The 24374-nt window shown below is 72.8% G+C and carries 23 protein-coding genes; 4 read left to right on the top strand and 19 right to left on the bottom strand.

Annotated features, from left to right (window positions below):
• Nucleotides 1-120 precede the first annotated feature (120 nt).
• Both BLV02_RS02310 and BLV02_RS02305 read left to right on the top strand, forming a co-directional pair.
• Nucleotides 121-609, top strand: coding sequence for a septum formation family protein (locus BLV02_RS02310; RefSeq protein ID WP_171906857.1), 489 nt, complete (start codon nucleotides 121-123; stop codon nucleotides 607-609).
• A 106-nt stretch (nucleotides 610-715) separates the two neighbouring features.
• Nucleotides 716-1285: a septum formation family protein gene (locus BLV02_RS02305; RefSeq protein ID WP_171906858.1), complete on the top strand. Its 570-nt coding sequence runs from the start codon at nucleotides 716-718 to the stop codon at nucleotides 1283-1285.
• 19 nt (nucleotides 1286-1304) lie between these two features.
• Here the strand turns inward: BLV02_RS02305 and BLV02_RS02300 are convergent, their stop codons facing one another.
• From BLV02_RS02300 to hisH, 7 genes are all read right to left on the bottom strand, one after another.
• Nucleotides 1305-3101 (bottom strand): ABC transporter ATP-binding protein, encoded by a 1797-nt coding sequence (locus BLV02_RS02300; RefSeq protein WP_083289098.1) that lies wholly within the window; start codon nucleotides 3099-3101, stop codon nucleotides 1305-1307.
• On the bottom strand, nucleotides 3098-4855 hold the full coding sequence (locus BLV02_RS02295) for an ABC transporter transmembrane domain-containing protein (protein WP_069114277.1): 1758 nt from the start codon (nucleotides 4853-4855) through the stop codon (nucleotides 3098-3100). The genes BLV02_RS02300 and BLV02_RS02295 overlap by 4 nt, the downstream gene beginning before the upstream one ends.
• Before the next feature lie 341 nt (nucleotides 4856-5196).
• On the bottom strand, nucleotides 5197-6495 hold the full coding sequence (locus BLV02_RS02290) for a choice-of-anchor L domain-containing protein (RefSeq protein WP_069114208.1): 1299 nt from the start codon (nucleotides 6493-6495) through the stop codon (nucleotides 5197-5199).
• A gap of 157 nt (nucleotides 6496-6652) precedes the next feature.
• A complete protein-coding gene (gene hisF, locus BLV02_RS02285; protein WP_069114209.1) occupies nucleotides 6653-7414 on the bottom strand; it encodes an imidazole glycerol phosphate synthase subunit HisF in 762 nt (253 codons plus the stop codon).
• Nucleotides 7411-8136 (bottom strand): bifunctional 1-(5-phosphoribosyl)-5-((5-phosphoribosylamino)methylideneamino)imidazole-4-carboxamide isomerase/phosphoribosylanthranilate isomerase PriA, encoded by a 726-nt coding sequence (priA, locus tag BLV02_RS02280; protein WP_069114210.1) that lies wholly within the window; start codon nucleotides 8134-8136, stop codon nucleotides 7411-7413. The genes hisF and priA overlap by 4 nt, the downstream gene beginning before the upstream one ends.
• The gene (locus tag BLV02_RS02275; RefSeq protein WP_141711799.1) at nucleotides 8136-8876 is read right to left on the bottom strand and encodes a class I SAM-dependent methyltransferase; all 741 of its coding nucleotides are present in this window, start codon (nucleotides 8874-8876) and stop codon (nucleotides 8136-8138) included. Before BLV02_RS02275 ends, priA begins: the two co-directional genes overlap by 1 nt.
• A gap of 2 nt (nucleotides 8877-8878) precedes the next feature.
• On the bottom strand, nucleotides 8879-9526 hold the full coding sequence (hisH, locus tag BLV02_RS02270) for an imidazole glycerol phosphate synthase subunit HisH (RefSeq protein ID WP_069114212.1): 648 nt from the start codon (nucleotides 9524-9526) through the stop codon (nucleotides 8879-8881).
• A 29-nt stretch (nucleotides 9527-9555) separates the two neighbouring features.
• On the opposite strand from hisH, the gene BLV02_RS02265 reads away from it, so the two are divergent.
• The gene (locus tag BLV02_RS02265; RefSeq protein WP_069114213.1) at nucleotides 9556-10728 is read left to right on the top strand and encodes an alpha/beta hydrolase; all 1173 of its coding nucleotides are present in this window, start codon (nucleotides 9556-9558) and stop codon (nucleotides 10726-10728) included.
• A gap of 5 nt (nucleotides 10729-10733) precedes the next feature.
• On the opposite strand, the gene hisB is transcribed toward BLV02_RS02265, so the two are convergent.
• From hisB to BLV02_RS02215, 10 genes are all read right to left on the bottom strand, one after another.
• Nucleotides 10734-11333, bottom strand: a complete 600-nt coding sequence (gene hisB / locus BLV02_RS02260) for an imidazoleglycerol-phosphate dehydratase HisB (protein WP_069114214.1) — start codon at nucleotides 11331-11333, stop codon at nucleotides 10734-10736.
• The gene (locus BLV02_RS02255) at nucleotides 11330-12418 is read right to left on the bottom strand and encodes a histidinol-phosphate transaminase (RefSeq protein WP_069114215.1); all 1089 of its coding nucleotides are present in this window, start codon (nucleotides 12416-12418) and stop codon (nucleotides 11330-11332) included. The genes hisB and BLV02_RS02255 overlap by 4 nt, the downstream gene beginning before the upstream one ends.
• The gene (gene hisD / locus BLV02_RS02250; RefSeq protein WP_069114216.1) at nucleotides 12411-13724 is read right to left on the bottom strand and encodes a histidinol dehydrogenase; all 1314 of its coding nucleotides are present in this window, start codon (nucleotides 13722-13724) and stop codon (nucleotides 12411-12413) included. Before hisD ends, BLV02_RS02255 begins: the two co-directional genes overlap by 8 nt.
• Nucleotides 13725-13903: 179 nt before the next feature.
• Nucleotides 13904-14413 (bottom strand): hypothetical protein, encoded by a 510-nt coding sequence (locus BLV02_RS02245; protein ID WP_083289099.1) that lies wholly within the window; start codon nucleotides 14411-14413, stop codon nucleotides 13904-13906.
• Nucleotides 14414-14510: 97 nt separating this feature from the next.
• Nucleotides 14511-15104 carry a SanA/YdcF family protein gene (locus BLV02_RS02240; protein WP_069114217.1) on the bottom strand — a complete coding sequence of 198 codons (594 nt, stop codon included), beginning with the start codon at nucleotides 15102-15104 and terminating at the stop codon, nucleotides 14511-14513.
• Nucleotides 15101-15697 carry a TetR/AcrR family transcriptional regulator gene (locus tag BLV02_RS02235; protein WP_216094514.1) on the bottom strand — a complete coding sequence of 199 codons (597 nt, stop codon included), beginning with the start codon at nucleotides 15695-15697 and terminating at the stop codon, nucleotides 15101-15103. The genes BLV02_RS02240 and BLV02_RS02235 overlap by 4 nt, the downstream gene beginning before the upstream one ends.
• A gap of 57 nt (nucleotides 15698-15754) precedes the next feature.
• Entirely contained in the window at nucleotides 15755-16711 is a 957-nt protein-coding gene (locus BLV02_RS02230; RefSeq protein WP_069114219.1) for a sugar kinase, read from the bottom strand.
• Nucleotides 16708-17328, bottom strand: coding sequence for a bifunctional 4-hydroxy-2-oxoglutarate aldolase/2-dehydro-3-deoxy-phosphogluconate aldolase (locus tag BLV02_RS02225; protein ID WP_074946108.1), 621 nt, complete (start codon nucleotides 17326-17328; stop codon nucleotides 16708-16710). The genes BLV02_RS02230 and BLV02_RS02225 overlap by 4 nt, the downstream gene beginning before the upstream one ends.
• A 208-nt stretch (nucleotides 17329-17536) precedes the next feature.
• A complete protein-coding gene (locus BLV02_RS02220) occupies nucleotides 17537-18295 on the bottom strand; it encodes an IclR family transcriptional regulator (protein ID WP_216094516.1) in 759 nt (252 codons plus the stop codon).
• 102 nt (nucleotides 18296-18397) lie between these two features.
• On the bottom strand, nucleotides 18398-19372 hold the full coding sequence (locus BLV02_RS02215) for an acetylxylan esterase (protein ID WP_069114222.1): 975 nt from the start codon (nucleotides 19370-19372) through the stop codon (nucleotides 18398-18400).
• Between the two features lie 183 nt (nucleotides 19373-19555).
• Between BLV02_RS02215 and ybaK the strand changes: the two genes are divergently transcribed.
• Nucleotides 19556-20053, top strand: a complete 498-nt coding sequence (gene ybaK, locus BLV02_RS02210) for a Cys-tRNA(Pro) deacylase (RefSeq protein WP_069114223.1) — start codon at nucleotides 19556-19558, stop codon at nucleotides 20051-20053.
• Nucleotides 20054-20057: 4 nt separating this feature from the next.
• Here ybaK and BLV02_RS02205 read toward each other — a convergent pair whose 3' ends face one another.
• Both BLV02_RS02205 and dnaE read right to left on the bottom strand, forming a co-directional pair.
• A complete protein-coding gene (locus BLV02_RS02205) occupies nucleotides 20058-20582 on the bottom strand; it encodes a hypothetical protein (RefSeq protein ID WP_069114224.1) in 525 nt (174 codons plus the stop codon).
• Complete coding sequence (gene dnaE, locus BLV02_RS02200) at nucleotides 20579-24049, bottom strand: DNA polymerase III subunit alpha (protein ID WP_141711807.1); 3471 nt, start codon at nucleotides 24047-24049, stop codon at nucleotides 20579-20581. The genes BLV02_RS02205 and dnaE overlap by 4 nt, the downstream gene beginning before the upstream one ends.
• Nucleotides 24050-24374 lie beyond the last annotated feature (325 nt).

Genomic DNA, 24374 nt, shown 5'->3' with positions numbered 1-24374 from the left:
CGCTCGTGGCCGACGACACGCCTCCGGATGTCTGGTATCGCATCGTGGACGAGAAGATGACCAGCTAGGGTGCGGTGGTTGGGTACACAGCGCACCGACTCTTGACGAAGGAGCATTCTCGTGGCAAGCACGTCCCGCGTCGCCTTGGCGACGTCGGCCGCCGTTGCCGCGGTGCTGCTGCTCGCCGGGTGCTCGGACGACGGCGACGAGCCCAAGCGCGACGCGTCGGGCAATGTCACCGAGTCCGCCGGCGCCGACGTCTTCGACGTCCAGGTCGGCGACTGCCTCGGCGATTTCGGCGACTCCGAGCAGGTCACGGACGTCTCCGTGGTCCCCTGCGACCAGGAACACGCGCAGGAGATCTACGCCACGGCCGAGATCCCCGACGGCGAGCTGCCCAGCGACGACGACCTGCGGGCCCAGGCCGAAGAGACCTGCACCGCCGAGTTCGAGGCCTACGTCGGACTCCCCTACGCCGAGTCCGCGCTCGACTTCACCTGGCTGCAGCCCACCACCGAATCGTGGGACCAGGGCGACCGCGAGCTCGTCTGCCTCGTCAACGACCCCGCCGGCCCGGTGACCGGCTCGCTGCAGGGTGCGAACCGCTGAGGCGTCCGGTGACCGTCACCACCACGAACTCCGCCGACCGCCAGAGCGGCCGGCGGCGCAAAGACGCCGTGCCATCGGCGTGTACAACCTGAAGGAGACAATGATCGTGCGCATCACGATTCGTACGGCCGTCACGGCGCTCGCCGCCGTCGCCGCGCTGAGCCTCAGCGCGTGTGGCGACGACTCGTCGGACGACGCCGGCGGCGACTCGACCGCCACCACCGAGGAGACCCCCGCGGAGGACGAGACCCCCGCGGAGGACGAGACCCCGGCCGAGGACGAGACCCCGGCCGAGGACGAGGGCGCCGGAGGCGAGACCCAGGACGTCTTCGACGTCGGCCTGGGCGACTGCATCAGCGACTTCAACGCCGAGGAGCAGATCAGCGAGCTGACTGTCATCCCGTGCGAGGAAGAGCACGACCAGGAGGTGTTCGCGGTCTTCGAGGTCCCGGACGGTGACTTCCCTGGCTCGGAGACCTTCCAGTCCCAGGTCGAGACCGACTGCGTCGGCGAGTTCGCCACGTTCGTCGGCATGGACTACCAGGAGTCGGCGCTGGACATCCAGTGGCTCGAGCCGACCGAGGAGTCGTGGGCGCAGGGCGACCGCGAGCTCGTCTGCACCGTGTTCGACCCGGCCGGCCCGGTGACCGGCACCCTCGAGGGCGCCGGCCGCTGAGCCGCGGCTGCGGCCTGGGTCAGCGCGACTGGCTGACCCAGGCCGCATGCAGGGCGGCGTACACGCCGCCCTTCTGCACCAGTTCCGCATGCGGGCCGGACTCCACCAGCCGGCCGCGATCGAACACGAACACCTCGTCGGCGGCCTCGGCGGTGGACAGCCGGTGCGCGATGGTCACCGACGTCCGGCCGCGGGAGATGCCCTCGAGCGCCCGCGCCAGCCGCACCTCCGTCGCCGGGTCGACCGCGCTCGTGGCCTCGTCGAGGACCAGCAGGTCGGGGTCGGCGAGGTAGGCCCTGGCCAGCGCCACCAGCTGCCGCTCGCCCGCCGACAGCGACTCGCCGCGCTGCCCGACCGGCGTCTCCAGGCCGTACGGCAGGGAGTCGAGCCACTCGCCCAGTCCCAGCTCGGTGACGGCGAGCAGCAGTTCCTCGTCGGTCGCCTCGGGCTTGCCGTAGCGCAGGTTCGCCGCCAGGGTGTCGTCGAACAGGAAGCCCTCCTGCGGCACCATGACCACCCGTTCGCGCAGCGACGCGAACCGCACGTCGCGCAGGTCGGCGCCGTCGACCAGCACCCGGCCGCGCACGGGGTCCATCAGCCGTGTCAGCAGCTTGGCGAACGTCGTCTTGCCCGAGCCGGTCTCGCCGACCACCGCCACCCGGGTGTGCCGGGCGATCGCGACGTCGACGTCGTGCAGCACCGTCGGGCCGTTCGGGTAGCCGTAGGACACGCACTCGAAGCGGACGTCGATGGGGCCGCGCGGCAGCCGTACGCCCTGCTCGCCGGGGTCGGCGACGTCGGCCTGGGTGTCGAGGATGCCGAGCACCCGCCGCCAGCCGGCGATGGCGTTCTGCGCCTCGCTGAGCACCTCGGTGCCGACCTGGACCGGCGCGACGAACAGCGTGACCAGGAACAGGAACGCGAGCATGCGGCCCAGGCTGATGTCGCCGGCGACGCCGAGCAGCACGCCGACCACGACGATGGCGGCGTTGGCCAGTCCGGCCACCACCTCGCCGGTGGAGAACGCCGTGGCCGCGAGGCGCTGCGCACGGCTGGCCGCGACCCGGTGCGACTCGACGGCGTCGTCGATGCGCCGCTGGGTGCGTCCCTCGACGGCGTAGGCGCGGACCGCCTGGGCGCCGACCACGGCCTCGGAGATGGAGCCGAGCATGCCGCCGACCCGCTCGCGCACCACCATGTACGCCGACGACAGCATGCGCTGGAACGTCCGCAGCGCCAGGAACAGCGGCAGGAAGCAGACCCAGACCAGCAGCGTCAGCTGCCACGAGTACACGGCCATGACGATGGTCGCGATGACCAGCTGGCCCATGCTGGCGAGCATGATCAGCCCGCCCCACTGGACGAACTGGGAGATGGTGTCGACGTCGCTGGTGACCCGGGAGACCAGCGAGCCGCGCCGCTCGGTGTCCTGGGTCAGCACGGAGAGGTCGTGCACGTGCCGGAACGCCTTGGTGCGCAGCGTGGCGAGGCCCGCCTCGCTGGCCCGGAAGATGCGCCGGTTCATGTGGTAGGCGGCGACGACGGTGAGGACGATGCCGACGCCGGCCAGGCCGACCATCCAGCGGACGTAGCCGAGGTCGGCGCCGCCGGACGCGTTGAGGCCGTCGTCGACGGTCTGCTGGACGGCGATCGGCACGACCACCCGCCCGGCGGTGGCGACCAGCGCCAGCAGCAGCGTGACCCCCAGGCCCTGGGTGATCTCCGGCGACAGTGAGAGGCCGCGCCGGAACGTCCGCCACGCTCCGTCGGCGCGGACGTCGCCCAGCTGCGATCCCTGGCTTGCTACGGCACTCATGACCGGCCCTCCTGCTCGGTGCCGGCCATGGCCCGCTCGGCGGCGTCGCGCTCGTACGCGGTGATCAGCTCGCGGTAGCCGGGCGACGTGGTCAGCAGCTCGGCGTGCACGCCGCGGGCCGACACCCGGCCGTACTCGACGAAGACGACCTCGTCGGCCAGCGCGATGGTGGCCCGCCGGTAGGCGACCACGACGACGGTGGACGGCAGCGCGGCGTCGCGCAGCCCGGCCAGGATGCGCCGCTCGACCTCGGGGTCGACGGCGCTGGTGGCGTCGTCGAGGACCAGCAGCCGGGGCCGGCGGACCAGCGCGCGGGCCAGCGCCAGGCGCTGCCGCTGCCCGCCGGACAGCGTGGCGCCGCGCTCGCCGATGCGGGCGTCGAGCTCGCCGTCGAGGTCAGTGACGAAGCGGTCGCCCTGGGCCAGCCGCAGCGCCGCCCAGACGTCGTCGTCGGGGACCGTGAGGCCGAGCGTGACGTTGTCGCGGACGGTGTCCTCGAAGATGAACGGCTGCTGGAACACCAGCGACACCGCGCCGGCCACCTGCCCGGGCTCGAGCTGGCGCAGGTCGGTGCCGTCGAGCAGCACCGCGCCGGTGACGGGGTCGACCAGCCGGACCAGCAGGCTGGCCAGCGTCGACTTGCCCGACCCGGTGGACCCGACGACGGCGATGGTGCGGCCCGGCTCGACGTCGAGGTGGACGCCGTCGAGCACCGGGGTGCCCTCGACGTAGGAGTAGCCGACGTCGTCGAGGCCGAGGCGGGCCGCGCCGTCGCCGCTGCCGTTCGTGGCCAGCCGGGCGGTGCCGTGCGGCAGCGCCCCGGTGGCGTCGAGCACCGCCTGCACCCGCCGCCAGCCGACGGTGGCGCGCGGCAGCTCGCCGAGCACGAAGCCGATGGCGCGGATGGGGAACGCGGTGATGGTCAGCAGGTAGGCGACCTGTACCAGCGTGCCGGGCGCCAGCGAGCCGTCGGCGACCCGCGCCGAGCCGATGATCAGCACCGCCAGCACACCGAGGTTCGGCAGCGCCTCGAGCAGCGGGTCGAACGCGCCGCGGATGCGGCCGACCGCCGCGTTGGCGTCGCGCAGCTGGCCGGCGACCTTGGCGAACCGGGCGGTCTCGGCGGCCTCGCGGCCCAGCGCCTTGACCACCATGGCGCCGTCGAACGACTCGTGCGCCACGCCGGACAGCTCCGCGCGCAGCGCCTGCGCCCGGGTGGCCAGCGGCGACAGCCGGCGCTGGTAGAAGAAGTTGAGCAGCAGGATGCCCGGGAACACCAGCGCGCCGACCAGCGCCAGCCAGGGGTCGGCCAGGAACATCGACACCAGCGCGAACACCAGCATGACCACGACGCCGAGCGCGAACGGCAGCGGCGCGATGGGCCAGAACGACGCCTCGACGTCGGCGTTCGCGTTGGACAGCAGCTTGCCGGTGGAATGCTGGTGGTGCCACGACAGCGGCAGCCGCAGGTACTGGCGGCTCACCCGGCGGCGGTAGCGCGCGTTCAGGCGGTACTGCCCCAGCCCGGCGAAGTACCGGCGCACCACGATGCCGGCCGCCTTGACCAGCGCCGTCACCATGATGGCCAGCGCCGCCAGCGCCAGCGCGCCGGTGGTGGTCTCGCCGTCGCGGAAGGCCGGCACCACGACGCGGTCGGTGACCCGCCCGATGACCTCGGCCGCCGCCACCGTCGCCAACCCGTACACCGCGCTGCCGGCGACCGCGATGCCGAGGATGACCGGTTCGTCGCGCATGGCCCGGACGAGGATCCGGACCCCCTCGCGCAGGGTGGCCTGCCGCTCGTCCCTCACATCACTCGCTCTCTGCGCTCCCGACTGCGGCCCTCGGAGGGCGCGCAGGCGTGCTCGAACGCGCGCGCGAATATCCGTGGGGTGCCCGGCTTTGTACGGTACCAACAGCCGCCGACACGCCTGTAATCCGTTTCCACCGAAACGGCCGGGCGGCCGCACCGGTGATGGTCGGCGGTTTGCTGGCGCTCAGGCACCAGCAAACCGCCAACCATCATGCGCAGTGAACGAGCGCTGCCCGCCCCACCGAGATCGGCGGGACGGGCAGCGGTGACGTGCGGGCGGTGTCAGGCCGTGGCGCGGCGCGAACGCAGCAGGAACGCGAGCCCGACGATGCCCAGCAGCGCGGCCGCGGCCAGCGGCAGGCCCGGGCCGGAGCCGGTGTCGGGCAGCGGCTCGCCCGTCTCGTCCGGCGACGGCTGCGCGGTCGGCGTGGCCGAGTCGGTCGGCGACGGCGTCGGGGTGGGCGTGGGCTTCTCGACGACCTCGATGGTGACGGTGGCCGGCTCGGACGTCGCGGTGCCGTCGGAGACGGTGAAGGTGAACGCGTCGTCGCCGGTGTAGCCGTCGGCCGGGGTGTAGGTGAGGTCCGGCGCCTCGCCGCTCAGCGTGCCGTTCTCCGGCTCGGACGCCAGCTCGTAGCTGAGCTCGTCGCCGTCCTCGTCGGTGCCGGTCAGCGTGATGTCGACCGGGGTGTCGACGGTGGTCTCGACGGCCTGGTCGTCGGCGACCGGCGGGTGGTTGGCCTCGAACGTCCCCGCCGCGATGACGACGGTGGAGTCCAGCGCGAGGTCCGACGCGTCGGCGATGGCCAGCTTGATGTGGTTGACCTCGCCGGCGGCGACGTCGGCGGCGCAGGTGAGCACCGTCGTGAAGCCGTCCAGCTCGGTGGCGTGCGTCGCGTCGGGCAGCTCGTTGTCGACGAACAGCTCGGAGTTGAGCGACCCGTTGATGGTGTTGATCGAGACCGGCTGGGCGTCGTCGCCGACGACGGCGCAGTTCTCACCGTTGACGAAGAAGCCGAAGACGTCGTTGTACTGGGAGTCGACCCACTCGTTGTACTCCTCGGAACCGAAGATGTAGTCGAAGCGGATCTGCTCGGTCTCCGGGACGAAGTCGAACTCCAGCACGGCGGCGTCGTTGGTCGGGAACGACGCCAGCGGGTCGAGGTCGGCGTCGCCGGGCAGCGCGTGCTCGGTGGTCAGGTCGTCGGCGACGTTGGGGCCGAGGACCGAGCTGCGGTCGCCGCCCACGGCGCCCGACGACAGCGCGACGCCGCCGGGGACGCCGAACACGTCGTCGAAGCCGCCGGCCAGCCCGGCCGCCTGCGGGCTGCCGGTGTAGACGACGTTCTCGGCGGTGACGCCCTCGCCGAGCAGCGACTCGACCAGTTCCTCGGCGGTCAGGCCGCCGGTGTCGAGGTCGGCGACGGTCTGGTCGCCGACCCCCTCCCCCTTGGCCGACAGCGGTGCGGACCCGCCGCGCGCGTCGTCGGCGGCCAGCGCGGCCGGAGCGCCGGCGGCGATGATCAGTGTGGCGCCCGCGACCAGCGCGGACGTCCTGCGGGCAGACGTCAGAGACCTCACAGGTGTGCCCCCCTCAAGGCACGGCGACGCCGTGGCGCCGCCGAGAAAGTCAAAGAATCAAAGTTTCGTGTCGGGGTCCGCTGGGTAGCGGACCGCGTCAGCCTAGCGGTATTCGTCGCCGTTTGCGGCGACCCGGCCGGTATGTGTTTCGCGCGTCCTAACGGACGGTATGACCGGATTCCGCGAGGGCCGACTTGACCTCGCCGATGCGCAGCTCACCGAAGTGGAAGACGCTGGCCGCGAGCACGGCGTCGGCGCCGGCGCCGACGGCGGGCGCGAAGTCGGCCAGCGCCCCCGCGCCGCCGCTGGCGATCACCGGCACGTCGACGACGGCCCGTACGGCGCGCAGCAGCTCGAGGTCGTAGCCGTCCTTGGTGCCGTCGGCGTCGACGGAGTTCAGCAGGATCTCGCCGGCGCCCAGCTCGGCCGCCTTCGCCGCCCACCCGACGGCGTCGATGCCGGTGCCGGTGCGCCCGCCGTGCGTGGTGACCTCGAAACCGGACTCGGTGTCGCCGCCGCGCCGCGCGTCGACCGACAGCACCAGCACCTGGCTGCCGAACCGGTGCGCGATCTCGGCGACCAGCTCGGGCCGGGCGACGGCGGCGGTGTTGACGCCCACCTTGTCGGCGCCGGCCCGGAGCAGGCGGTCGACGTCCTCGACGGCGCGCACGCCGCCGCCGACGGTCAGCGGGATGAACACCTGCTCGGCCGTGCGCGACACGACGTCGTACGTGGTGGAGCGGTCGTCGGACGACGCGGTGATGTCGAGGAACACCAGCTCGTCGGCGCCCTCGGCGCCGTAGGCGGCGGCCAGCTCGACCGGGTCGCCGGCGTCGCGCAGGTCGGCGAACCTCACGCCCTTGACCACGCGGCCGGCGTCGACGTCGAGGCAGGGGATGACCCGGACGGCCACGCTCACGCCGTGGCCACCTTCAGCGCCTCCTCCAGCGTGAACTGGCCGGCGTACAGCGCCTTGCCGATGATCGCGCCCTCGACACCCAGCTCGACCAGCGAGCGCAGCGCCGCGACGTCGTCCAGCGACGACACCCCGCCCGACGCGACCACGGGCTTGGACGTGCGCGCGCAGACCTCGCGGAGCAGGTCCAGGTTGGGCCCGCGCAGCGTGCCGTCCTTGGTGACGTCGGTGACGACGTAGCGGGCGCAGCCGTCGCGGTCGAGCCGCTCCAGCACCTCCCACAGGTCGCCGCCCTCGCGGGTCCAGCCGCGGGCGGCCAGCGTGGTGCCGCGGACGTCCAGCCCGACGGCGACGCGGTCGCCGTGGCGGGCGATGGCCGACGCCGTCCACTCCGGGTCCTCCAGCGCGGCGGTGCCGAGGTTCACCCGCCGGCACCCCGTCGCGAGGGCCGCGGCCAGCGACTCGTCGTCGCGGATGCCGCCGGACAGCTCGACGTCGACATCCAGCTTGCCGACCACCGCCGCCAGCAGCTCGCGGTTGGAGCCGCGGCCGAACGCGGCGTCGAGGTCGACCAGGTGCACCCACGGCGCGCCCGCGCTCTGCCACGCCAGCGCGGCCTCCAGCGGGTCGCCGTAGGACGTCTCGGACCCGGCCTCGCCCTGCACCAGGCGCACGGCCTGGCGGTCGGCGACGTCGACGGCCGGCAGCAGCTCGAGCACCGTCATCAGAGCTTCACCGCCCGGAACCGCAGCCGGCGGTAGTCGGCCCACCACGCGTCGTCGTGCCACAGCGCCGGCCGGGCCAGCTCGTCGGCGCGCGCCAGCACGTCCGCGGGCAGCCCCTCGACCTGCGTCGACGCGAACATCTCCAGCCACTTCGTGAGGCCGTCGGGGCCGGTCAGCTTGGTCGGCCGGTCGTAGAAGTCGAGCTGGCGGATCTCCAGCCCGGCGTCCTCCAGCATCGCGGCGTACTCGGCCGGCGAGTTGAAGAACCACGGCCAGCTGCGCTCGGGCAGCCCGGCCTCGCGGCAGGCGCGGTCGACGGCCGCCGTGATGGCCGCGACGTTGCCGGTGGCGCCCATCTCGGCGACGAACCGGCCGCCCTCGCGCAGCGCGTCGGACACGCAGCCCAGCACCTCGACCTGCGCCGGCATCCAGTGCAGCGCCGCGTTGGAGACGACCGCGTCGACCGGCTCGTCGACGGTGAAGTCGTGCGCGTCGGCGACCCGCAGCTCCGCCGCGTCGCCCAGCCGCTCGCGGGCGGCGTCGATCATCGCGGGGTCGGCGTCGATGCCGATGACCCGCGCGCCGGCGTCGATCAGCCGCGCCGTCAGCTCACCGGTGCCGCAGCCGAGGTCGAGGATGGCCTCGCCGGCCTGCGGCTGCAGCCAGTCGAGCAGTTCCGCACCATAGGCGGCGACGAACGCGAAGTCGCGGTCGTAGGCCCGTGCGTCCCAGTTGGTCACCGTCACAAGCTCCTCATCCAATTCTCCAGCAGGTGCAGCCCCGCCTCACCGGACTTCTCCGGGTGGAACTGCGTCGCGGTCAGCGGCCCGTTCTCGACGGCGGCGACGAAGGTGTCGCCGTTGTGGTCCGAGGTGGTCACCAGGGGCGGCTTCAGCCGCTCCGGCGGTGGCATGACCCACTGGCGGACACCGTACGAGTGCACGAAGTAGAACCGCTCCTTCTCCACCCCGTCGAACAGCACCGAGCCGTCCGGCGCGTCGACGGTGTTCCAGCCCATGTGCGGCAGCGGGTGCGCCCGCAGCCGCTCGACGGTGCCCGGCCACTCCCCCATGCCGTCGGTCTCGACGCCGTGCTCGACGCCGCGGTCGAACAGGATCTGCATGCCGACGCAGATGCCCAGCACGGGACGGCCGCCGGCCAGCCGCCGTCCGACCACCTCGTGGCCGCGGGCGGCGCGCAGGCCGGCCATGCAGGCGGCGAACGCGCCGACACCGGGGACGACGAGGCCGTCGGCCTCGGCGGCGGCCTGGCGGTCCGAGGTCAGCGTGACGTTGGCGCCGACCTTCGCCAGCGCGCGCGTGGCCGACCGGACGTTGCCGGATCCGTAGTCGAACACGACCACGTTGCGGTTGGGTTGCACGTCACTCATCGTCCACCTCGCCGTGTCACACTTCCAGCGTGACCCTCGACGATCGTGCCGCCGCGCTCGGCCGGCGTTGGCCGCTGCGGGTCGCCGTGGGCTCCGCGGCGGTCGCGGTGGCGGGTCTGGCCACCACCGGCGCCGGCGGCTGGTACTACGCCGACGAGCTGCTGCAGGTGCGTCCCGAGCCGCCCGACTACCCCATCGAGGTGGTGGCGGTCGTCGGCAGCACGGTCACGCTGTCGGGCCCGGGCGCCGACGAGCCCGGCGTCGTCGGGCTGCAGTGGCCCGGCGGGTTCGCCCGCGTCGGCCCTGACATCGACGTCACCGGCGACTACGTCCTGCGCAGCATCCAGCCGTACCCACAGCTGCCCGCCGTGGGCGCGAACGTCCGCGTGGCCTACTACGCCGCGCCCGACGACCTGCGCGACCTCTCGCGCGTCGCCGGCGTCGCCGCCCGGGCCGTCGAGTTCGACGGCCCGCTCGGCAGCTACCCGGCCACCTACCTGCCGGGCGAGGGCGAGCGCTGGATGATCCACGTGCACGGCCGCGGCGCCACCCGCGCCCAGGCGTACCGGCTGGTCCCCACCGTGCACCGGCTGGGCCTGCCGCAGCTGTCCGTCGGCTACCGCAACGACGACGACGCGCCCGAGGGGCCGCACCGCGAGTACGGGCTGGGCTGGACGGAGTCCGAGGACCTCGCCGCCGCGCTCGACTGGGCCCGCGGGCAGGGCGCCCGCGAGTTCGTCCTGACCGGCTACTCCATGGGCGGCGCCATCGTCGGCAACCACCTGCGCGTGGCCGGCTCCGACGACGTGCGCGGCGTCGTCTACGACTCGCCGGTGCTGTCGTGGACGGACATCCTGGTCTACCAGGCGCGGCTGCGCGGCGTGCCGGCCTTCGGCGCCACCGTGGCGGCGTCGGTCGTGCGGGCCCGCACCGGCATCAACGTCTGGGCCATGGACCAGGTCGCGCACGCCGACCAGCTCGACGTCCCGGTGCTGCTGGTGCACGGGTCCGGCGACACCACCGTGCCGGTGACGTCGTCCGACCGGTTCGCCGAGGCCCGCCCGGACCTCGTCACGTACGTCCGCACCGAGGCCGAGCACGTCCGCAACTGGAACCTCGACCCCGCCGGGTACGAGGACGCGCTGACGACGTTCCTGACCGGGCTGCCGGCGCGGGGCGCGGACGCCGCCGTGCAGGTGTAGACGCGTCACAACGCGCCCTTCGTGGACGGCACGCCGCGCTCGCGCGGGTCGATGGCCACGGCGCTGCGCAGCGCTCGTGCGACGGCCTTGAACTGGGCCTCGGCGATGTGGTGCGGGTCGCGGCCGCCGAGCACGCGCACGTGCATGGTCAGGCCGCCGTGGTGGGCCAGGCTCTCCAGCACGTGCGCCGTCAGCGACCCGGTGAAGTGGCCGCCGATCAGCACGAACTCCTGCCCGGCCGGCTCGCCGGAGTGCACGAAGTACGGGCGTCCGGACACGTCGACGACGGCGTGCGCCAGCGCCTCGTCCAGCGGCACGGTGGCCTCGCCGTAGCGGACGATGCCGAGCTTGTCGCCGAGCGCCTCGCGCAGCGCCTGGCCGATGACGATGGCGGTGTCCTCGACGGTGTGGTGGACGTCGATGTGGGTGTCGCCCTCGGACCGGACGGTGAGGTCGATGAGCGAGTGCCGGGCCAGCGCCGTCAGCATGTGGTCGTAGAACGGCACCGTGGTGGCGATGTCGTGGCGCCCCTCGCCGTCGAGGTCCAGTTCGACGCTGACCTTGCTCTCGCTGGTCGCGCGCTCGACCTTGGCGGTGCGGCTCATCGTTGCTCCTTCAGCACATCGGCAAGTGCGACCTTGAACGCCGTCGTCTCCTCGGGGGTTCCCACCGACACCCGCAGCCAGCCGTCCGGGCCGGTCTCGCGGATCAGCACCCCGTGGTCCAGCAGAGCCTGCCAGACGGCGTGGCGGTCCTCGAACCGGCCGAACAGCACGAAGTTCGCGTCGGACTCGGCGGCGCGCAGCCCCTGCTCGCGCAGCCAGCGGGCCAGCGCGTCGCGCTCGTCGCGCAACTGGGCGACCCGTTCCTGCAGCTCGGCCGCGTGCTCGAGGGCCACGACGGCGACCGCCTGCGTGACCGCGGACAGGTGGTAGGGCAGCCGGACGACGCGCAGGACGTCGACGATCTGCCGGCTCGCCGCGGCGTAGCCGAGCCGGGCGCCGGCGAACGCGAACGCCTTGCTCATGGTGCGGGTGACGATCAGCCGCGGGTGCGTGGCCAGCAGGCCGATCGCGCTGGGCACGCCGTCGCGGCGGAACTCCGCGTACGCCTCGTCGATCACCACGACGCCGTCGGTGGCGTCGTGCAGGGCGCTGACCAGGCCGAGCGGGACGGCGGTGCCGGTGGGGTTGTTCGGCGACGCGACGAAGACGACCGTCGGCTGGTGTTCGGCGACCGCCTTCAGCGCGGTGTCCTCGTCGATGCCGAAGTCGTCGTCGCGTCGGGCGGTGACCCACGCGGTCGAGGTGTCGCGGGCGTACTCGGGGTACATCGAGTACGTCGGCGCGAAGCTGAGCGCGGTGCGTCCCGGGCCGCCGAAGGCCTGCAGGATCTGCAGCATGATCTCGTTCGAGCCGTTGGCCGCCCAGACCTGGCCGGTCTCGAGCGTCACGCCGGACTCGCGCTCGAGGTAGCCGGCCAGCCGCTCGCGCAGCGTCGTCGCCTCGCGGTCCGGGTAGCGGTTGAGGCCGCGGACGGCGTCGGCGACGGCCCGCGCGGCGTCGGCGACCAGCTGCTCCGACGGCGGGAACGGGTTCTCGTTGACGTTCAGGCAGACCGGAACGTCCAGCTGCGGCGCACCGTACGGCTCGACACCGCGCAGTTCGTCGCGGATGGGGAGCTCACTCATCGCCGAACCTCGCGGTGACGGCCTCGCCGTGCGCCGGCAGGTCCTCGGCGTCGGCGAGCGCGCGGACGTCGTCGGCGATGCCTCGCAGCGCCTGCTCGTCGTACTCGACGACGTGGACGCCGCGCAGGAACGTCTGCACCGACAGGCCGGACGAGTGCCGGGCGCTGCCGCCGGTGGGCAGCACGTGGTTGGAGCCGGCCGCGTAGTCGCCGAGGCTGACCGGGGACCACGGGCCGACGAAGACGGCGCCGGCGTTGCGCACCCGGGCGGCGACCGCCGCGGCGTCGCGCGTCTGGATCTCCAGGTGCTCGGCCGCGTAGGCGTCGACGACGGCCAGGCCCTGGTCGAGGTCGTCGACGAGGACGATGCCGGACTGCTCGCCGCTCAGCGCCGTGCGGACCCGTTCGTCGTGCTTGGTGTTCGCGGCGCGCCGCTCGAGCTCGGCCGTGACGGCGTCAGCGAGCGCTTCGCTGTCGGTGACCAGCACCGATGCGGCCAGCGGGTCGTGCTCGGCCTGGCTGACGAGGTCGGCGGCGACGTGGCCGGGGTCGGCGGTGTCGTCGGCCAGCACCGCGATCTCCGTCGGCCCCGCCTCGGCGTCGATGCCGACGACGCCGCGCAGCAGCCGCTTCGCCGCCGCGACGTAGACGTTGCCGGGCCCCGTCACCAGGTCGACCGGCTCGACCTCACCGGGGATGCCGTAGGCGAGCATCGCCAGCGCCTGGGCGCCGCCGGCCGCGTAGACCTCCGTGACGCCGAGGAGCGCGCAGGCGGCGAGGATGGTGGGGTGCGGCAGACCGCCGTTCTCCTTCTGCGGCGGACTGGTGACGGCGAGGCTGCCGACCCGCGCCACCTGCGCCGGCACGACGTTCATGACGACGCTGCTGGGGTAGACGGCCAGGCCGCCGGGCACGTACAGGCCGACCCGCTGGACCGGGATCCACCGCTCGGTGACGGTGCCGCCGGGCACCACCGTCGTGGTGACGTCCTGCCGGCGCTGGTCGCCGTGGACGAGGCGGGCGCGGCGGATAGATTCCTCCAGCGCCGCCCGGACCCTGCCGTCGAGGCCCGCCAGCGCGTCGTCGATGGCCTGCTGCGGCACCCGCAACCGCGGCGGCTCGACGCCGTCGAACCGCAGCGTCAGCTCCCTGACCGCGTCGGCCCCGCGATGCCGCACGTCCTCGCAGATCGGCCGGACGGCCTCGAGCGCCGCCTCGACGTCGATCGGGGCGCGCGGGACGAGCGTGCGGTAGTCGAGGCGCTCGCCGGCGGCGAGCCTCCCCCGCAGGTCGATGCGGCGTATCACTCACCCGAGTCTAGGCGCGGGGTTCACCCATCGGACGCATTGCCCGCATCGCAAGATGCTGTCGCCGCCGTTGCGGGCCGGTGCGCGGCCCCGCTACCCTGGTATCAGCCAAGGGCAGTAGCCCGAGGAAGTGAGCCCCGCAGCCATCCGGACGGTCGGTGAGCGGGGCTTCGCGCTGTCTAGAGCGCAATCTCACTGGTGTAGGCCGCCACCCGCGCCCGCCACCCGCCGCCGCGCGCCCAGCACCACGCGACCGCGTCCGGGAGACACAGCAGCAGATCCTCCTTGGCCCGCAGGTGCGTGTACGTCAGCTCCGGCTCGAGGTCGCGGCACAACTGGAAGAGCAGCCGGCGCTCCGCGGTCACCAGCGAGTCGTCCCGTTCGATCACCAGCCGTCGCACGCCGGCAGCCACCAGGTCCGGCACCAGACGTTCCAGGCACAGCACCCGCGCCTCTCTGACGTTCTTCGTCGTGTACACGCGGTGTTCGGCGCCGAGACGTTCGATCACCGTCATGATCTCCGGCCGCCGGCGGTCGCCCTCCTGCGAGAAGTGCAGCCGCTTCTGCCCACCCTGGAGCAGCGCCCGGAGCGCCTTCCGCCCGTCCGCGACCCGATCGGCAGGCACCAGCGCGACCGCGACGATGTACGTCGACGCCACCGACTCGTCGACGAACGCGTGCAGCACCACCGGGGACCTCCGATCACGGGCAGGCGATCAGTCTCCCCCGCCCGGCCGGAGGAGCCCCGAGGTTATCCACAGGCCAGCATCGCCGCAGGTCGGGGCGCTAGCCGAACAGGGCGCGCACCATCGCGGGCGCCGACGCGGCGACCTCGCGGAGGTAGCCCTGGCGCGTCCCGGGCGGGTTGGTGTCCTTCGAGTCGTGCGCGACGCCGACCGCGTCGAGGCCGAGGGAGCGGCACAGGGCGACCGTCCGCGGCAGGTGGAACCGCTGGCTGACCACCAGCAGCCGCGACAGCCCGAACTCGTCGCGGGCGCGCAGGCACGACGCCCAGGTGTCGAGGCCGAGGGGGTCCTCGACGATCGCCGCCGCCGGCACACCGGCCGTCTCCAGGTACCGGCGCATTGCCGCCGGCTCGTCGTAGCCGCCGGGCGCCGTGCCGCCGCTGACCAGCAGCGTCCGCGTCCGGCCCAGGTGGTACAGCGCGGCGGCGACGTCCAGCCGACCGGCCAGCAGGCGCGACGGCGTCCCGTCGGCGCGCACCCCGGCGCCCAGCACCATCGTCACGTCCTCGGACGGCGCGTCGGCCGGGTCGGACAGGATCCGTCCCGCGCTCGCCCAGTACGCCCACAGCGTCGGCGTCGCCAGCGCGAGGACGGCGGCCGCGGCGGCCAGCCCGAACCAGCGCCGCCGGGTCATCCGACCACCGGCTCGAGGTACCCGTGCAGGACGGCGCGCAGCTCGCCCTCCAGCGCGGCCCGATCGTCGCCGCCGGCGGCGACGATCAGCGGCATCATCGCCCTGACCAGCTGGATCGCCACCGTCGCCGTCCGTTCGACGACGTCGGCCGGCAGGTGCGGCGCCCGCGCCACCAGCAGCGCCACCACCCGGCCGAGGAGGGCGGCGTGCAGCGGCGCGACCGCGGCGGTCAGCGACGGCGGCAGGTCGGGCCGGGCGAACAGCGCCTTGAACCCGCGGTTGGCCAGGTTGAACTCGACCAGCGGGCCGGTGATCGCGCCGATCAGCCGGTCCAGCGGCAGCGCGGCCAGGTCGGCGCCGTCGAACGCCGTTGCGCGCAGCTCGGCCAGCTGGGCGGCGTACCGCTCGGCCAGCGCGCGGGCGATGTCGTCCTTGTTGGCGAAGAACTGGTAGAGCGAGCCGGGTGACATGCCGGCCCGCGCGGCGATGGCGTTGGTGCTGACGGCCTCGTAGCCGGACTCGGCGAACGCCTCGGCCGCGGCCGCGAGAATCTGCTCCATCCGCGCCTGGCCACGCGCCTGCCGTCCGGTCACGGCTCTCCTCGCCGAAGAAACACGAGCGCTCACTCGCGTTTCTCCGACGCTATCACGCTAGCGGTGCACCGCCTCGGTCGCGCGCAGCGCGGGCAGGTCGGCGCGGGTCGGCAGCCCCTCCCAGTCGCCGAGCGACGTGCAGGCGAAGGCGCCCGCCGCGACCGCCGTCGCCAGCCGCCGGTCGACGGGCGCGCCGTCCATCAGCTCGGTGAGGTAGCCGGCGACGAACGCGTCGCCCGCGCCGACGGTGTCGACCACCTGCACCGGGACGGCCGGGGTCCGCCACAGCTCGCCGTCGACCAGCGAGACGGCGCCGTCGGCGCCCATCTTGATGACCACCTGCCGCGGGCCGAGCCCGGCCAGCGCGTGCACCATGTCCGCCGGGTCGCCCTCGGGCACGATCAGCGACGCCTCCTCCGGCCCCGCGAACAGTACGTCCGCCTGCCGGGCCAGCGGCGCCAGCGCCGCGCCGGCGTCGTCACGGCTCCACAGCGCCGACCGGTAGTTCAGGTCCAGCGAGACGGTGGTGCCGGCCGCCTTCGCGGTGTCGACGGCCAGCTGCACCGCCGACGCCGGGCCGGGGCCGAGCGCCGGGGTGATGCCGGTGACGTGCAGGACGGCGGCCTGCTGGATCGGCTCCAGCGGCAGGTCGAACGCCGTCAGCGCCGACGCCGCGCTGCCGGCCCGGTAGTAGCGGACCCGGGTGTGCAGGCTGTTCGGCCGCTCCTTGACCATGAGGCCGGTGGGCCGGGTGTCGTCGACGGTGGCGACGGCGGTGATCCCCTCGGCGCGCAGTTCGCGCAGCATCAGCTCGCCGAAGCCGTCGGCGCCGACCCGGCTGATCCACGTCGCCGGACGGCCCAGCCGCCGCACGCCGACAGCGACGTTGAGCTCCGCGCCCGCGACCGACACCAGCGCCGCGCGGTGGTGCGCCCAGCCGCCGGTCTCGGCGGCCGCGACCAGCGCCATCGCCTCGCCGATCGTGACGAGGCCGGCGCGGCCACCCCCGTTCATGCGCCCGCCCGCGCGTCGCGCACGGCGGCCAGCGCCCGCGCCGCCCGGTCGGCCAGCGCGCCGAGGTCGCCGCCGTCCGCTGCGTCGCCCAGCAGCGGTCCGCCGAGCCCGACACCGGAGGCGCCGGCGCGGATCCAGTCGCCGATGTTGTCGAGGCTGACGCCGCCGGTCGGCATGATCGCGACGTCCGGGAACGGCCCGCGCAGTGCCGTGATGTACGACGGCCCGACCGCCGAGCCGGGGAACAGCTTGACCACGGTGGCGCCGGCCCGCCAGGCTGCCAGGACCTCCGTCGGCGTGAAGGCGCCCGGGTACGCCGGGATGCCGGCCGCACGCGCCACCGCGACGACCTCCGGCTCGACCGACGGCGACACGACGAACCCGGCCCCCGCCTCGATGACGGCCCGCGCCTGCTCCGCGTCGACGACCGTGCCCGCCCCGACGTCGACGGTGTCGGGCAGCGTCTTGCGGACCTCGCGGATCGCGTCGAGCGCGCCCGGCGACGTCAGCGTGATCTCCAGGCACGTGACGCCGGCGTCGACCAGGGTGCGGCTGACGTCGCCGAACCGGTCGGCGGAGCGGGCCCGCAGGATCGCCATGACCCCGGTCTCGCGCAGCTGCGGGCTCGGGGGATGCGGTCGGTCATCGTGGTTCCTCTCTGCGGCGGGGTGCGCCTGGGGGTGGCTGACGGATATTGGCGGATGCGGGCGGCGTCCAGTCGTCGGTCCAGCAAGGCGGAGGAGGAGGTCGATGCGGTGCCATCGGCCGACGACGACAACGCCGCTGGTCGGCGTCTGGGCGTCGATCCGCGCCGCCGAAGATCCGTCAGCCACCCCCTAGTTGGTCCGAGACGGCCCGGCCGGCGGCGACGACCTGCTCGCCGAGCCGCTCGAACCGGTCGGGGGTGACGCGGGTGGCCAGCCCGGCGACGGAGACGGCGGCGACGACGGCGCCGTCGTGGTCGAACACCGGCGCGGCGACGCAGCGGATGTCCGGCTCGTTCTCGATGTCGTCGACGGCGTAGCCGCGCTCGCGGACGGCGCTCAGCTCGGCCCGGAACGCGGCCGGCTCCGTCACCGTCCGCTCCGTCCGCGCCGCCAGGCCGTGCCCGACCACCGCGTCGACGTCCCTCGGGTCGGCGAAGGCGAGGTAGGCGCGGCCGACGCCGGTCGAGTGGGCCGGCTGCCGCGAGCCGACGTAGGAGTTCATCCGCACCCGCCCCGGCCCGTCGATCTTGTCGATGTAGACCATGTCGGGCAGGTCGGGCAGCACGAGGTGCACCGATTCCCCGGTCTCCTCGACCAGGCGGCGCAGCGCCGGCTGGGCCAGCGCGCGCAGGTCGACGGAGTCGAGGTAGCCGCGGCCGAGCTGCGCGGCGCGCGGGCCGAGCAGGTGCCGTCCGGCCTCGACGCGGACGAGGCCGGCCTCGGCGAGGGGCGCGAGCAGCCGCAGCGCCGAGCTCTTGTGCACGCCGACGGCGGCGGCCAGCTCGGTCAGCGTCGCCCCGCCCGACGGCGTGGCCGTGGCCACCGCGTCGAGCAACGCGATCCCCCGTCGCAGCGACGACGAGTTGTTCCGCTCCACCGGCTCACCTTCCGTTGCGCTATGCACAACGACGTTGTGTAGTGAGCCCATCCTATCGGCCCGCCGTGGCGGGGCGGCCGCGTGGCCGCCCCGCCGCGGGTGTCAGGAGTTCTTGGCGATGTCGCGCAGCCAGCGCAGCTGTTCGCGGGTCTGGAAGGTCTGGCCGCCTTCGTGCTTGTTGTAGGGCCAGACCCTGATCTCCTTCGGCCCGGCGTAGTGGTTGTAGGAGGCGAACACCGTCGACGGCGGGCAGGTGGTGTCCATCAGCGCGACGCTGTAGAGGGCGGGAGAGGTCGCGCGGGCGGCGAAGTTCATGCCGTCGAAGTAGGACAGGGTGCGGAACACCTGCTCCTCGTGGTCGCGGTGGATGGACAGGTAGCGGGCGATCTCGTAGTACGGCAGCGTCTCGACGATCTCGGTGGCGCGCCGGTACCCGGTGAGGAACGGGACGTCGAACATGGCGCCGGCCAGGCCGGTACGCAGCCCGGCGACCGCGGTGGCGATACCGCCGCCCTGGCTGCCGCCGGCGATGACCACCCGCGACGCGTCGACCAGCGGGTGGGTGAGCGCGGCGTCGACGGCGCGGACGGCGTCGGTGAAGACGCGGCGGTAGTAGTAGTCGTCCGGGTCCATCACGCCGCGGGTCATGAACCCCGGGGTCTGCGCGTTCTTCCCGCCGACCGGGTCGGGGGTGTCGCCCGGGGTGCCGTTGGAGCCCTGCCCACGGGTGTCCATGACGAAGGTCGCGAACCCGGCCACCGGCGAGGACAGCCAGTCGTGCGGGAAGCCGCGCCCGCCGCCGTAGCCGATGTAGTGCACCACCGTGGGCAGCGGCTCGGTCGCGCCGGCCGGCAGGATCAGCCAGCCGGCGATGCGGTGCCCGCCCCAGCCGGAGAACCGCACGTCGTACACGTCGACCAGGCTCAGCGCCGCGTCGTACGGGGTGAACTGCGCGTCCAGTGGGAACTGTGCGGCTTCGTCGAGCGTCCGCGACCAGAACTCATCGAAATCGGGCTGCTCGTCGCGCTCAGGGCGATAATCGCGCAGCTCGGACAGGGGCTTGTCGAACAACGGCATGGCGGGCGTCCTCCGCGAGGCGTCGTTGAGAGTGTGGTCGGACCACCCTAAACGACGGCCGGATCGTGCCACCGGTCCGTACCGGGGGGCAGCGATATAGCGCTGGTAACAACTGGGTTGACGGATGATCGAAACGCGGCGCGTGCGATGACGAATAGCGCTGGTTGGGTCTAGATTGCCCTAATGGGGACAACAACACGCCAGCGCACAGGAACACCGGCAACGCTGGTGCTGGAGCGAGCAGGAGTGCCGTTCACCGTGCACCCGTACCACCACGACACCTCCGCGCCGTCGTTCGGCCTGGAGGCTGCCCGCGCCCTCGGCGTCGTGCCGACGCGCGTCTTCAAGACCCTGCTGGCCGAGGTCGACGACGAGCTCGTCGTCGCCGTGGTGCCCGTGTCGGGGTCGCTGGACCTCAAGTCGCTGGCTCGCGCCGCCTCCGGCAAGAAGGCGGTCATGGCCGCCACGTCGCAGGCTGAACGGGCCACCGGCTATGTGGTCGGGGGAATCAGTCCGTTCGGGCAGCGGCGCCGGCTGCCCACCATCGTCGACGAGTCGGCCTACGGCTACCCGACGGTGTTCGTCTCGGCCGGTCGCCGGGGTCTCGACGTCGAGATCACGCCGGCCGACCTCGTCCGGCTGACCGGCGCGAAGACCGCCACCATCGGCCGGACCAGCTAGACCGCTACACGCCGGGGGGCGACCAGGGGGTGCGGTCTTCGCGGAACAACGCGACGACCGCTGCGACGACGACGGCCACCATCGACCAGACGAGCAGCGCCGCGGTGGACTTCAACTCGAGCGGCAGCAGCACGTCAGCGCCGTCGGCGAGCCCGGACACGCTGCCGTCGGGGCCCAGGAACTCGCCCACGAACCGGGCGATGAGGGACGCGACGACGCCCATGGCGGCCAGCGACACCAGGACCGTCACCGGGTTGCGCCGGTGCCAGACCACGAAGACGGCCGACAACAGCAACCCGAACCCGGCGCTGAGCAGCGCGAACACGGCGTCGCGGGTGAACAGGTGCTGGCCCTCGCGGGAGTCGTAGCCCAGCCCGCCGTTGACGACGACGCCGTGCACGTCGGGCGCCAGCAGCCACCACAGCACGCCCAGGAGCACGCCCGCGACGACCGACACGACGACGATCTGGACGACGACGCGGGTGCTGCTCGGCGCGCCGTGCCCCAGCCGCTCGGCGCGCGTGGTCACGACGCCAGACACGTGGGGCCCAGGAGCTGCTTGAGGTCGCCCATGAGCGCCGTGGACGGGGTGACCCGCAGCCGGTCGTCGAGCTTCATGACGGTGGTGCGGCTGGGCCCGGTGAGCTTCAGGTGCACCGGGGTGGCGCCGGGATGGGTCGTCAGGACGTCCTTGAGCCGCTCGACCACCGGCGGCGTGCAGCGCGTCATCGCCATGGTGACGACGACCGGCCCGGACGGCCCGTCGGAGAGGTCGGGCATGCTCAGCTCGGCCGCGATGAGCTGCGGCGCCTCTTCGCGGCGGTCGAGCCGGCCCTTGACCACGACGATCTCGTCCTCGGCCAGCTGCAGCGCGTACAGCTGGTAGGTGGCCGGGAAGAACATCGCCTCGATGGAGCCCTCGAGGTCTTCGATCGTGACGATGGCCCAGGTGTCGCCGCGCTTGCTGACCTTGCGCTGCAGCGACGTGATGAGCCCGCCGACGTTGATGGTGGTGCCGTTGGGGACCTCGTTCTCGTCGGCGAGCGCCGAGATGGGCCGGTCGGACGCGTTGGCGATGACGTGCTCGAGCCCGAGCAGCGGGTGGTCGGAGACGTACAGGCCGAGCATCTCGCGCTCGAACGCCAGCTTCTGCTTCTTGTCCCACTCGGTCAGCTCGGGGACCTGGACCTCGAAGCCGCCGGCGGCGTCGTCGCCCGCGCCGCCGAAGAGGTCGAACTGGCCGACCGCCTCGTTGCGCTTGAGCGAGATGACGGTGTCGACGGCGTCATCGACGACGGCGGCCAGCGCGCGCCGGGCGTAGCCGAGGGAGTCGAACGCGCCGGCCCGGACCAGCGACTCGACCACACGTTTGTTGCAGACGTGCACCGGGACCTTGTCCATGAAGTCCGGGAACGTCTCGAACCGGCCCTTCTCCTGCCGGGCCGCGACGATGCCGTCGACGACGTTGGCACCCACGTTGCGGATGGCGGTGAGGCCGAAGCGGATGTCGGTGCCGACCGGGGTGAAGTCGCCGGCCGACTCGTTGACGTCGGGCGGCAGCACCTTGATGCCCATGCGGCGGCACTCGGACAGGTACAGCGCCGTCTTGTCCTTGTCGTCGCGGACCGACGTGAGCACCGCGGCCATGTACTCGGCCGGGTAGTGCGCCTTGAGGTAGCCGGTCCAGTACGCGATGACGCCGTAGGCCGCGCTGTGCGCCTTGTTGAACGCGTAGTCGGAGAACGGGACCAGGATGTCCCAGAGCGTCTTGATGGCGGCGTCGCCGAAGCCGTTGGCCTTCATGCCGTCGGAGAACGGCACGTACTCGGCGTCGAGGACCTCGCGCTTCTTCTTGCCCATGGCCCGCCGGAGCAGGTCGGCCTTTCCGAGCGAGTACCCGCCGAGCTGCTGGGCGATGGCCATGACCTGCTCTTGGTAGATGATCAGGCCGTACGTGGTGCCGAGGATGGGTTCGAGCGCCTCGGCCAGCTCGGGGTGGATGGGCGTGATGGGCTGCTGGTTGTTCTTGCGCAGCGCGTAGTTGATGTGGCTGTTCGCGCCCATGGGGCCGGGGCGGTACAGCGCGATGAGCGCGGAGATGTCCTCGAAGTTGTCGGGCTTCATCTGCCGCAGCAGCGAGCGCATGGGCCCGCCGTCGAGCTGGAAGACGCCCAGGGAGTCGCCGCGGCCGAGCAGGTCGTACGTGCCGCGGTCGTCGAGCGGCAGCTCCTCGAGGACGATGGCGTCCTTGCCGTTGCGGACGATGTTCTTCAGCGCGTCGTCGAGGATGGTGAGGTTGCGCAGGCCCAGGAAGTCCATCTTGACCAGCCCGAGCTCTTCACAGGTCGGGTAGTCGAACTGGGTGATGATGGCGCCGTCCTGCTCGCGCTTCATCACCGGGATGGTGTCGAGCAGCGGCGCCGACGACATGATGACGCCGGCCGCGTGCACGCCCCACTGGCGCTTCAGGTTCTCGAGGCCCTTGGCGGTGTCGACGACCCGGCGGACCTCGACGTCGGACTCGTACAGCGAGCGGAACTCGCCCGCCTCGGCGTACCGCTTGTGCTCGGGATCGAAGATGCCCGACAGCGGGATGTCCTTGCCCATGACGGCCGGCGGCATGGCCTTGGTGATGCGCTCGCCGACCGCGAACGGGTTGCCCAGCACCCGGCTGGCGTCCTTGATGGCCTGCTTGGCCTTGATGGTGCCGTAGGTGACGATCTGCGCGACGTGGTCGGTGCCGTACTTCTCGGTGACGTAGCGGATGACCTCACCCCGCCGGCGCTCGTCGAAGTCGATGTCGAAGTCGGGCATCGACTTGCGCTCGGGGTTGAGGAACCGCTCGAAGATGAGCCCGTGCGGGATGGGGTCGAGGTCGGTGATGCCCATGGCGTACGCCGCGATGGACCCCGCGCCCGACCCGCGGCCCGGGCCGACCCGGATGCCGTTGTCCTTGGCCCAGTTGATGAAGTCGGCGACGACGAGGTAGTAGCCGGCGTAGCCCTTGGTGGTGACGACCTCGGTCTCGTAGTCGGCGCGCTTGCGGACGTCGTCGGTGATGCCGCCGGGGAAGCGCTGGTGCAGCCCGCGCTCGACCTCCTTGACGAACCAGGACACCTCGTCCTCGCCGTCGGGCACCGGGTAGCGCGGCATGTACTTGCCGGCCTCCTCGACGAACTTGACGTCGCAGCGCTCGGCGATGAGGAGGGTGTTGTCGCAGGCCTCGGGGTAGTCGGCCCACTTCTCGCGCATCTCGGCCGCGGTCTTGAGGTAGAAGTCCTCGGCGTCGAACTTGAACCGCTTGGGGTCGGCGAGAGTGGAACCGGACTGCACGCACAGCAGGACGGCGTGCGCCTCGTGGTCGGCCTTGTGGGTGTAGTGGAGGTCGTTGGTGGCCAGCAGCGGCAGCCCGAGGTCCTTGCCCAGCCGCAGGAGGTCTTCGCGGACGCGGGTCTCGATGCCGAGCCCGTGGTCCATCAGCTCGAGGAAGAAGTTGTCCTTGCCGAAGATGTCGCGGAACTCCGACGCCGCCTTGATGGCCTCGTCGTACTTGCCCAGCCGCAGGAACGTCTGCACCTCGCCGCTGGGGCAGCCGGTGGTCGCGATGATGCCGGCGGAGTACTGCTGCAGCAGCTCGCGGTCCATGCGCGGCTTGAAGTAGAAGCCCTCGATGCTGGCCAGCGACGACAGCCGGAATAGGTTGTGCATGCCGCCGGTGTTCTCGGCGAACATCGTCATGTGCGTGTAGGCGCCGCTCCCCGAGACGTCGTCGCCGCCGCCGTCGCCCCACCGCACCCGCGTCTTGTCGAACCGGCTGGTGCGCGGCGTGAGGTAGGCCTCGGTGCCGATGATCGGTTTGACGCCGTATTTCTGCGCCTTCTTGTAGAACTCGTAGGCGCCGAACACGTTGCCGTGGTCGGTGGTCGCCACTGCCGGCATGCCCTGTTTCGCGGCCTCCGAGAAGAGGTCGTCGAGACGGGCGGCGCCGTCGAGCATGGAGTATTCGGTGTGCACGTGCAGGTGCACGAAGCTCGACGATCCGGAGGAACCAGCAGCACTCGACACGACGTTCAGACGCCTCCTCACGCAGACACTCCACCGGCGGTCAGGGGTGGGCGCCGGGGACTGGAGACAGCCTATGCCGAGGCTCCGACAGCGTCTCGGTGCCACTCCGTGGAGAGTCGTCGCGGTCCGGTCGCGGCCGCCCGGGCGGAGGGGCGGGGCGGCGTCCCGGGATGGTCGGCGTGCCGGGAGTGGCGGACGTGGCGAGGGTGGCGGACGTGGCGCGGGTGGCGGACCTGGCGCGGGTGGCGGACGTGGC

This window comes from Jiangella alba, from assembly GCF_900106035.1.
In the GTDB taxonomy this organism is placed as follows: domain Bacteria; phylum Actinomycetota; class Actinomycetes; order Jiangellales; family Jiangellaceae; genus Jiangella; species Jiangella alba.
Note: the sequence above shows the minus strand (reverse complement) of the source record. Positions and strands in the feature narration are given on the sequence as shown.

Bases quoted from the DNA above. Each gene is read 5' to 3' on its own strand.
- BLV02_RS02300 (WP_083289098.1), bottom strand. From the start codon at position 3,101: ATGAGTGCCGTAGCAAGCCAGGGATCGCAGCTGGGCGACGTCCGCGCC.
- BLV02_RS02295 (WP_069114277.1), bottom strand. From the start codon at position 4,855: ATGCGCGACGAACCGGTCATCCTCGGCATCGCGGTCGCCGGCAGCGCG.
- priA (WP_069114210.1), bottom strand. From the start codon at position 8,136: ATGACGGTGCTCGAGCTGCTGCCGGCCGTCGACGTCGCCGACCGCCAG.
- hisH (WP_069114212.1), bottom strand. From the start codon at position 9,526: ATGAGTGACGTGCAACCCAACCGCAACGTGGTCGTGTTCGACTACGGA.
- hisB (WP_069114214.1), bottom strand. From the start codon at position 11,333: ATGAGCCGCACCGCCAAGGTCGAGCGCGCGACCAGCGAGAGCAAGGTC.
- BLV02_RS02255 (WP_069114215.1), bottom strand. From the start codon at position 12,418: ATGAGTGAGCTCCCCATCCGCGACGAACTGCGCGGTGTCGAGCCGTAC.
- BLV02_RS02240 (WP_069114217.1), bottom strand. From the start codon at position 15,104: ATGACCCGGCGGCGCTGGTTCGGGCTGGCCGCCGCGGCCGCCGTCCTC.
- BLV02_RS02230 (WP_069114219.1), bottom strand. From the start codon at position 16,711: ATGAACGGGGGTGGCCGCGCCGGCCTCGTCACGATCGGCGAGGCGATG.
- BLV02_RS02215 (WP_069114222.1), bottom strand. From the start codon at position 19,372: ATGCCGTTGTTCGACAAGCCCCTGTCCGAGCTGCGCGATTATCGCCCT.
- ybaK (WP_069114223.1), top strand. From the start codon at position 19,556: ATGGGGACAACAACACGCCAGCGCACAGGAACACCGGCAACGCTGGTG.
- dnaE (WP_141711807.1), bottom strand. From the start codon at position 24,049: ATGCTCGACGGCGCCGCCCGTCTCGACGACCTCTTCTCGGAGGCCGCG.